The organism is Saccharomonospora iraqiensis subsp. iraqiensis (assembly GCF_000430445.1).
GTDB classification, from domain to species: Bacteria; Actinomycetota; Actinomycetes; order Mycobacteriales; family Pseudonocardiaceae; genus Saccharomonospora; species Saccharomonospora iraqiensis.
This window is the reverse complement of record NZ_KE387069.1, coordinates 3,937-12,289: the sequence shown is the minus strand read 5'-3', so window position 1 is coordinate 12,289 and position 8,353 is coordinate 3,937. Positions and strand designations below refer to the sequence as shown.

Sequence of the window (8,353 nt, the reverse complement as noted above, 5' to 3'; positions counted from 1 at the left end):
CCCGGCGAGCAGCGCGGCGGGCTCCGCCGCGGTCGTGCCCCGCGCGGCCCGGGTCACCAGGCCGAGTGCGGAGGCCACCGAGTACGGCGAGTAGCAGGAGTTGTCGCCGTCACCGGCGAACGCGCGGTGCAGGGCGAGCGCGAACGCCAGGTGCGCGCGGAGTGCGCGAGGAACGGGCATTCCACGACGTTACCGCGCATGGTCAAGATCGGTGTGCCAGGTGCCGGGAATGCCAGGCACGGGCCTGCGCGTCGGTCAGCGTGGCGATCTGGTCGAGCACCACCCGCAGCCGCCCGGCGTCGCCGGAGGCGGCGTGCCACGCGGGCCGCAACCCCGGGTCCAGCGCCTCCGGAGCCCGCTCCGGCAGCACCGCCACCAGCTCGGCCAGCATCTCGCGCTGCTCCTTCTGCACGGCCAACCGCTGCCGGTCGCTCATCACGTACCGCAGGGCGAGCGCCTTGAGCAGGGCCACCTCGGCGGCCACCCGGTCGGGGACGGACAACTCGGCCGCGTAGCGCGACAGCGGACCGGGACCGGCCACCGCCCGGGTCCCGGTGACCGCCGCGGAGGCGAACCGGCCGACGAGTTCACTGGTGAGCCGCTTCAACGCGGCCTGCGCCCGCAGGGAGGCGTCGTGGTCGGTGCGCACCACGTCGGCCACCACGTCGAGGGCGAGCAGACCGGTGGCCGCGTCCGTCAGGGTGGCCACCGGCAGGGCACAGAAGTGCCGTGCGGCGAGCTCGGCGAGCGCCTCCCGTTCCTCGGGGTCGGCGAGCACGCGCAGCGACAGGCGCCCGGCGAGCACCCCGTCCTCGACGTCGTGCACCGAGTAGGCCACGTCGTCGGCCCAGTCCATGATCTGGGCCTCCAGACAGCGCCGGGTTCCCGGCGCCCCGTCCCGCATCCAGGTGAACGCGGGCAGGTCGTCGGCGTACACGCCGAACTTGACCGCCGGCCCACCCGGGTCGCCGGGCGGCTCCCCCGCCGGGTCCCCGGCGGCGCGCGGCCACGGGTACTTGGTCGCCGCGTCGAGACACGCCCGGGTGAGATTGAGCCCGTGCGGTTCGCCGTCCCGGCCGAGGACCTTCGGTTCGAGCCGGGTGAGGATGCGCAGGGTCTGGGCGTTGCCCTCGAACCCGCCGCAGGAGCGGGCGGCCTCGTCCAGGGCCGCCTCGCCGTTGTGCCCGAACGGGGGATGGCCGATGTCGTGCGCCAGGCCAGCGGTGTCGCACACGTCCGGGTCGGCACCGAGGTCCTCGGCGATGCCGCGCCCGATCTGCGCGACCTCGAGCGAGTGGGTCAGCCGGGTGCGGGGCACCCCGCTCACCTCGACGCCCTCACCGGGACCGACGACCTGCGTCTTCCCGGCGAGCGTGCGCAGGGCCGCCGAGTGCAGCACCCGCGCACGGTCCCGGGCGAACGGCGACCGGGTGTCGCCGTGCCCGCCGGGCGGTTGGGCCCGCTTCGGCGGCTCGTCGTGACGGCGTTCGGTGTCGTGCGCGCGGTAGCCCATCGCAGGCCAGCCTACGACCGCCGGACGACGGTGCCCGGCCCGACGCGCGCCACCCGCGTCACTCCCCCGACCAGTACCACCGGAGCGCCTCGGTCCCGTACTCGGCACGGGTACCCGATGACCGGCTCACGCGACGCCACCCACGAGCCACCGACGCAGCTGCTCGTCATCAGTCAAGCTGATCAACTGCACGATCCCCCAGCTGTCCCGGTGATTCTCGGCGTTGAGGAGCCCGGAATGCCAGTCCTCGGCGTACTCGCGCAACGCGTCGATCATCTCGGTGATCGCGTCGTCGAACGAGGTGCCGTCAGCCGCGACCGGAAGTCCGGGGATGAACACGGACCACCCTCCGCCCTCGGAGACGACTCGGGTGTGGGCGCGAACGGACGAAACGAGACAGTCCCGGAGGCGGCCGACATCGACGACCGCGAACCTCGACGCGTCCCGCCGAATCGTGGCGACCCGGCCGTTCTCCGCTGCATCGAAAAGATGCTCCAGATGCGCCCGGGCGTCGGCGCAACTGTCGTAGTGGACACCCGACACTGGCTTCCCTCCGTTGATTCAGCTCAGTATCCGGTGCCTGGGCGGTACGTCAAGTACGTGACGTACGTCGGGTCGCGGTTCACCCGCCGGGGCTCGCGGCCTCCCACTCACCGCGCCAGTCCGGGTGCGCCGCGTACACCGAGGCGATCAGCCGTGCCGTCTCCTCGTCCCCGCGCTCCCGGATCTCCCGCCGCAGGTGGGCGACCTTCTCGGGGAACGGCACCGGGACCCGTTCCTCCTGGGCCTCGACCGGTCCGGGCAACAGCAGGAGCCCACTGCCGTCGTCGGTGGGCATGAGCCGGAGCCGGCCACGCCGTTCGGCCTCGTCCAGCGCCGGGAGGACACCCTCGGCGTAGCGCCGCTCGTCGTCGTCCAGGCGGGCGAGCACGAACTCGGTCAGATCGGACATGTCCCCGGGGTAACCCGCACGGGCGAGTACGACACCGGTGCCGCAGGCTCGGCGGCGGCACCGACCGAGATCCGCCGGGAGCTGCGCCTCTCTCCGCCTCACACCTTCGCAACGGAGATCCGAGGCCCACCGAGCCTCGAGAGGTCCTCCGGATCGGAGGTCAGCACGGTGACGGGAGGCGCGGCAGTCATCGCGGTCGCCACCAGCATCGCGTCGATGGCGTGTCGATGCCCGTGGAGATTGGCATCGGCGAGCAGCGTGGAGGCGAGACGTGCAACCTCTCCGCTCACCAATTCCACGATCAGCCGTGAGAGAGTCCAATCAAGTGCGTGTCGATTGATCCGCGGGTGCATGACCTCGACGAGAATCGCCGCACTGGTCACTATGCGCAGGTCGTCCGCATGCGCCACCGAGAACCACGCCGTGAGCGCACGATCCCTGCGTACCGCTTTGGCCAGACCCTCGCTGTCGAGAACGAGACTGCCGCCGGGAGAGACGCTCCGCCGATTCACGCCGCGGTCGACCCGGTCGAACCGTGTTCCTGCGCGCGTCGAAGCTGCTCGCGCTTGTCCTGGACTTCCTCATCGCTCACCGGGCCGTGTTCGGCCTCCGCGACCGCGATGAGCTCGGCCAGATTGTCGCGCTCGAGCTGGCGCGCCACCGCAGCCGTCACGTACGACGACAAACCCGACGGCCCGCCACGCGCCTTGGCCTGCTCGGCGATATCCGACGGCATGGTGATGGAGAACTTCTGCGTAGCATCTCCCATGAGATTTATCCTACCGCTGATACTACCGCAACACCAGGCAGCCGTCCTGCTGCGCCCACAGCGGAATCGAACAGCAGAGTCAGTCCAATAGCTCCTTGATCAGGGCGGCGACCTGGTCGGTCTCCACGAGGAACGAGTCGTGCCCGTAGGGCGAGGAGATCTCCGCGTACCGGGCGTCCGGGATGCCCTCGGCCAGTTCCCGCGCCTGCCACGGCGGGTACAGCCGGTCGCTGTCCACGCCGACGGCGATGGTCCGGGCCCGCACCCGGGCCAGGGCGGCGCCGACCCCGCCGCGGTCCCGGCCGACGTCGTGGTCGTTCATCGACCGGGTCAGCAGCACGTAGCTGGCCGCGTCGAACCGACGGACCAGCTTGTCGGCCTGGTGGTCCAGATAGGACTCCACGGCGTAGCGGCCGCCCGCGGCCGGGTCCTCGCCGTCCTGCGGCGCGCGGCCGAAGCGGCGGGTGAGCTCCGGCTCGCTGCGGTAGGTCACGTGCGCGATCCGGCGGGCGACGTCGAGCCCGCGGTGCGGCCCCTGGCCGGGGCCGAGGTGGTGGTAGTCGCCGCCGTGCCACTGCGCGTCGTCCACGATGGCCCGGATCTGCGGCGAGGCCCACGCGATCTGGTCGGCCGACGACGCGGCCGGACTCGCCAGCAGCATGAGGGTCCGCACCCGGTCCGGCTCGGTCACGGCCCACTCCAGGGCCCGCATCCCGCCCATCGAGCCGCCGAGCACGGCGGCCCACCGTTCGACGCCCAGCGCGTCGGCCAGCGCGATCTCCGCGGCCACCTGGTCGCGGATGGTGATGCGGGGGAACCGGCTCCCCCAGTACCGGCCGTCCGGCGCGGGCGAGGCGGGGCCGGTCGAGCCCTGGCACCCGCCGAGCACGTTCGTGACCACCACGAACAGCTCGTCGGTGTCCAGCGCCCGGCCGGGGCCGATCAGTCCGTCCCACCATCCCGGGGCGGGATGGCCGGGCTCCTCCGGCCCCGCGGCGTGGCTGTCGCCGGTCAGCGCGTGCTCCACCAGCACGGCGTTCGACCGGTCGGCGTTGAGTGTGCCCCAGGTCTCGTAGGCGATGTCGACCTCGCCGATCTCCGCGCCCGACTCGACGCGCAGCGGCCCACCGAGCCGCAGCCACCGCCTGCGCCCGACAGGATCTCCCGCCCGCCACGCTCCGGTGGCCGGCGGGAGATCCGTACTGCCGGAACCGCTCACTGGGCCGCCTTCGCGGCCCGGAATCCGGCCTCGAGGTCGGCCTTGAGGTCCTCGACCCCTTCGATGCCCACGGCCAGGCGCACCAGGCCCGGGGTCACGCCACTGGCGCGCTGCTCCTCCGGGGAGAGCTGGCTGTGCGTGGTGCTGGCCGGGTGCACGATGAGGCTGCGCACGTCGCCGATGTTCACCAGCTGGCTGTGCAGCTCCGTGCCGTCGACGAAGGCCCGTCCCGCGTCGACCCCGCCGCGCAGGTCGAACGAGAGCACCGCGCCGGTGCCGTTCGGCAGGTACCGCTGTGCCGCCGCGTGGTGCGGGCTGGACGGCAGCCCGGCGTAGTAGACCTGCTCCACCTCGTCCCGCTGCTCCAGCCACTCGGCCAGCGCCTGCGCGTTGGCGACGTGCTTGTCCATCCGCAGCGAGAGCGTCTCGATGCCCTGCAGGATGAGGAAGGCGTTGAACGGCGAGATGGCCGCACCGGTGTCGCGCAGCAGCTGCACCCGCGCCTTGGCCGCGTACGCGCCCGGCCCGAGGGCCTCCCAGAACTTCAGGCCGTTGTAGCTGGGATCGGGCTCGTTGAAGCCGGGGAACCGCGCGGGGTCGGCGCCGAAGTCGAACGTGCCGCCGTCGACCAGCAGCCCGGCCACGGTGGTGCCGTGCCCGCCGAGGTACTTGGTGGCCGAGTGCACGACGATGTCGGCGCCGTGCTCGATCGGGCGCAGCAGGTACGGCGTCGGGATCGTGTTGTCCACCATCAGCGGGACGCCGACGTCGTGGGCCACGTCGGCCAGGCCCCGGATGTCCAGGACGTTGCTGCCCGGGTTCGCCAGGGTCTCCGCGAAGAACACCTTCGTGTTCGGCCGGGCCGCGGCGCGCCAGGCGTCGAGGTCGTCCTGGTCGTCGACGAAGGTCACCTCGATGCCCAGCTTGGGCAGCGTGTACCGGAACAGGTTGAAGGTGCCGCCGTAGAGTGCGGGGCTGGCCACCATGTGGTCCCCCGCACCGGCGATGTTGAGGATCGCCGTGGTGGTCGCGGCCGAGCCGGACGCGAAGGCCAGCGCCGCGACACCGCCCTCCAGCGAGGCCACCCGCTGCTCCAGGACGTCCTGGGTCGGGTTCATGATGCGGGTGTAGATGTTGCCGGGCTCGGCCAGGCTGAACAGGTCCGCCCCGTGCTGGGTGTCCCGGAAGACGTAGGAGGTCGTCTGGTAGATCGGCGTGGCACGCGCCCCGGTCGTGGGGTCGGGTTCGGCGCCCGCGTGGATCTGTTTGGTCTCGAACGACCATCCGTCGGTCATCGGCTCTCTCTCCTCACGAAGTTCGGCGGTCACGAGTCCCGGACTCCGGTGGGTGCCCCGGACCGGGAGGTCGTCGGATCGACGTTAACGACCCGGGCCGCCCGTCCCAACCGCGTCCCATCAGGTGGGAAAGCGGTACCACAAGATCGTGTTCGCGCATCGGACGATGTGGTGTTCTCACCGCACACCCAACCCGTCGGCCTGGTCGGCGGGCTCTTTCGACAGCCGGTAGTAGAGCAGTGCGGCGGTCTCCCGGAGGATGTAGCGGAACTGCGTCTCACGGGTCTGCACCACGGGTCCGCTGTGCGTCGGCGAGGTGGCCGCGCGCAGCCCGATGTCCTCGGCCATGATCCGGGCCCGCAGCGAGTGCCACGGATCACTCACGATCACCACGTCCGACCAGCCCCGGGCGCGGGCCTCGTCGGCCACCGCGCGCAGTGAGCGCAGGGTGTCCCGGCCCTGTTCGACCGGGACCAGGTCGGCCTCGGGCACCCCGCGTTCCGCGAGCCAGTCGGCCCCGGCGCCGGCCTCGGTGAAGGTGTCCCCGACGCCCCGGCCCCCGGAGGTGACGATCACGTCGGCGACGCCCGAGTCGTGCAGTGCCCGTGCCTTGTCCAGGCGGGCCTGGAAGATCTCCGACGGCGTCCCGTGGTACTGGGCCGCGCCCAGCACCACGATGGCGTCGGCGGCGGGCCGCTCGTCGGCCCGGGCCACCTGCCACACCCGGAACGCCGTACCACCGACCACCAGCAGTCCCACGAGGACGACGCCCAGCACCGCCCGGCCGGCCCACCGCAGCGCGCGCCCCCGCACTCAGCAGCCGATCAGTCGTGCCGCCAGGTAGGACTCCAGCTTGTCGATGGCGACGCGCTCCTGCGCCATCGTGTCCCGCTCCCGGACGGTGACGGCCTGGTCGTCGAGGGTGTCGAAGTCGACGGTGACGCAGAACGGCGTCCCGATCTCCTCCTGTCTGCGGTAACGCTTGCCGATCGACTGCGCGTCGTCGTAGTCGGTGTTCCAGTGCTTGCGCAGGGTCGCGGCGATGTCCCGGGCCTTGGGGATCAGGTCACCGTTGCGCGACAGCGGCAGCACCGCCACCTTGTACGGCGCCAGTCGCGGGTCCAGCTTGAGCACGGAACGCTTGTCCACCCCGCCCTTGGCGTTGGGCACCTCGTCCTCGGTGTAGGCGTCGAGCAGGAACGCCATCAGCGGGCGCCCCACCCCGGCCGCGGGCTCGATCACGAACGGCCGGTACCGCTGGTTCGACGCCTGGTCGAAGTAGGACAGGTCCACCCCCGAGTGGTTGGAGTGGGTGGTCAGGTCGAAGTCGGTGCGGTTGGCGATGCCCTCCAGCTCGCCCCACTCCTGCCCCGCGGAGAACTCGAACCTGTACTCGATGTCGACCGTGCGCTTCGAGTAGTGCGAGAGCTTCTCCTTCGGGTGCTCGTAGTGCCGCAGATTCTCCCGCCGGATCCCGAGGTCGACGTACCACTCGGTGCGCTGGTCGATCCAGTACTGGTGCCAGGACTCGTCGTCACCCGGCTCGACGAAGTACTCCATCTCCATCTGCTCGAACTCGCGCGTGCGGAAGATGAAGTTGCCCGGCGTGATCTCGTTGCGGAACGACTTGCCGATCTGCCCGATGCCGAACGGCGGCTTCTTGCGCGCGGTCGTCTGCACGTTGAGGAAGTTGACGAAGATGCCCTGCGCGGTCTCCGGGCGCAGATAGTGCAGCCCCTCCTCCGACTCGACCGGCCCGAGGTGGGTCTTGAGCATCATGTTGAACTCGCGCGGCTCGGTGTACTGGCCGCGGACGCCACAGTTCGGGCACGGCACGTCGGACAGGTCGTCCTCGGAGACCTCGATCCCGGTGCGTTCGGCGTAGTCCTCGGCGAGCTGGTCGGAGCGGAAGCGCCGGTGGCAGGACAGGCATTCCACCAGCGGGTCGTGGAAGGCGCCGACGTGGCCGGAGGCCACCCACACCTGGCGCGGCAGGATGACCGACGAGTCGATGCCGACCACGTCCTCGCGGCTCTGCACCATCGCCTTCCACCACTGGCGCTTGAGGTTGTCCTTCAGCTCGACGCCGAGCGGTCCGTAGTCCCACGCCGACCGGGTACCGCCGTAGATCTCCCCCGACGGGAAGACGAAGCCACGACGCTTGCACAGGTTGACGACGGTCTCGATGGTGTTGGCGGGCACAGAACGCTCCGGGGCATGTGGCATGGTCGACGGTGTCTTGCGGCTTCCCAGCGTATCCCTCGTGACGGTGCCCGCGCCGGTGGGGAGGGGACACACCGACCGGACGGGGCGGGCCCGGCATCCCGGTCAGCCACCGCCCGCCGGTTCGGCCACCACGATCCGGTTCTCCGTGTAGCCGTCGCCGCCGGAGACGTCGCCGCCGCAGGTCACCAGGACCAGCCGGTGCGGCCGGTCGCCGCCGAACAGACGCCCGGCGTGCGCGGCGAGATCGTCCTTGTGCAGGGTCAACGTCTCCACCACCCGGTACGCCCGGCGGGTGGCCCCGTCGTCGACCACGGTCACCCGCGCGTCCCGGCCGAGGTCCCACAGCGCGGCGAACGGCCCCGTCCGCCCGCCCCAGTCG

General features: G+C 71.5%; 10 protein-coding genes and 1 pseudogene. All 11 read right to left on the bottom strand.

What is annotated here, in order from left to right; translation table 11 throughout:
• A pseudogene (locus ACTIR_RS24960) lies at positions 1-180 on the bottom strand (serpin family protein); the annotation flags it as partial.
• Positions 181-202: 22 nt separating this feature from the next.
• Entirely contained in the window at positions 203-1,513 is a 1,311-nt protein-coding gene (locus ACTIR_RS0106850) for a deoxyguanosinetriphosphate triphosphohydrolase (RefSeq protein WP_026453707.1), read from the bottom strand.
• A gap of 126 nt (positions 1,514-1,639) precedes the next feature.
• Positions 1,640-2,056 (bottom strand): prevent-host-death protein, encoded by a 417-nt coding sequence (locus tag ACTIR_RS0106845; RefSeq protein ID WP_026453706.1) that lies wholly within the window; start codon positions 2,054-2,056, stop codon positions 1,640-1,642.
• A gap of 79 nt (positions 2,057-2,135) precedes the next feature.
• The gene (locus ACTIR_RS0106840) at positions 2,136-2,465 is read right to left on the bottom strand and encodes a DUF6221 family protein (RefSeq protein ID WP_026453705.1); all 330 of its coding nucleotides are present in this window, start codon (positions 2,463-2,465) and stop codon (positions 2,136-2,138) included.
• Between the two features lie 98 nt (positions 2,466-2,563).
• Positions 2,564-2,977 carry a DNA-binding protein gene (locus ACTIR_RS0106835; protein ID WP_026453704.1) on the bottom strand — a complete coding sequence of 138 codons (414 nt, stop codon included), beginning with the start codon at positions 2,975-2,977 and terminating at the stop codon, positions 2,564-2,566.
• Positions 2,974-3,234, bottom strand: coding sequence for a hypothetical protein (locus ACTIR_RS0106830; protein ID WP_026453703.1), 261 nt, complete (start codon positions 3,232-3,234; stop codon positions 2,974-2,976). The genes ACTIR_RS0106835 and ACTIR_RS0106830 overlap by 4 nt, the downstream gene beginning before the upstream one ends.
• Positions 3,235-3,313: 79 nt before the next feature.
• Positions 3,314-4,453 (bottom strand): homoserine O-acetyltransferase MetX, encoded by a 1,140-nt coding sequence (gene metX, locus ACTIR_RS0106825; RefSeq protein WP_026453702.1) that lies wholly within the window; start codon positions 4,451-4,453, stop codon positions 3,314-3,316.
• Positions 4,450-5,781, bottom strand: a complete 1,332-nt coding sequence (locus ACTIR_RS0106820) for a bifunctional o-acetylhomoserine/o-acetylserine sulfhydrylase (protein WP_267879482.1) — start codon at positions 5,779-5,781, stop codon at positions 4,450-4,452. Before ACTIR_RS0106820 ends, metX begins: the two co-directional genes overlap by 4 nt.
• Positions 5,782-5,925: 144 nt before the next feature.
• Positions 5,926-6,561 (bottom strand): YdcF family protein, encoded by a 636-nt coding sequence (locus tag ACTIR_RS0106815; protein WP_199285579.1) that lies wholly within the window; start codon positions 6,559-6,561, stop codon positions 5,926-5,928.
• Complete coding sequence (locus ACTIR_RS0106810; protein WP_026453699.1) at positions 6,562-7,950, bottom strand: glycine--tRNA ligase; 1,389 nt, start codon at positions 7,948-7,950, stop codon at positions 6,562-6,564.
• Positions 7,951-8,076: 126 nt separating this feature from the next.
• On the bottom strand, positions 8,077-8,353 hold a 277-nt coding region (locus ACTIR_RS22075; RefSeq protein ID WP_034238760.1), incomplete at its 5' end, for a class F sortase.

Coding starts and splice junctions, on each gene's coding strand:
- ACTIR_RS0106830 (WP_026453703.1), bottom strand. CDS start 3,234: ATGGGAGATGCTACGCAGAAGTTCTCCATCACCATGCCGTCGGATATC.
- ACTIR_RS0106850 (WP_026453707.1), bottom strand. CDS start 1,513: ATGGGCTACCGCGCGCACGACACCGAACGCCGTCACGACGAGCCGCCG.
- ACTIR_RS0106840 (WP_026453705.1), bottom strand. CDS start 2,465: ATGTCCGATCTGACCGAGTTCGTGCTCGCCCGCCTGGACGACGACGAG.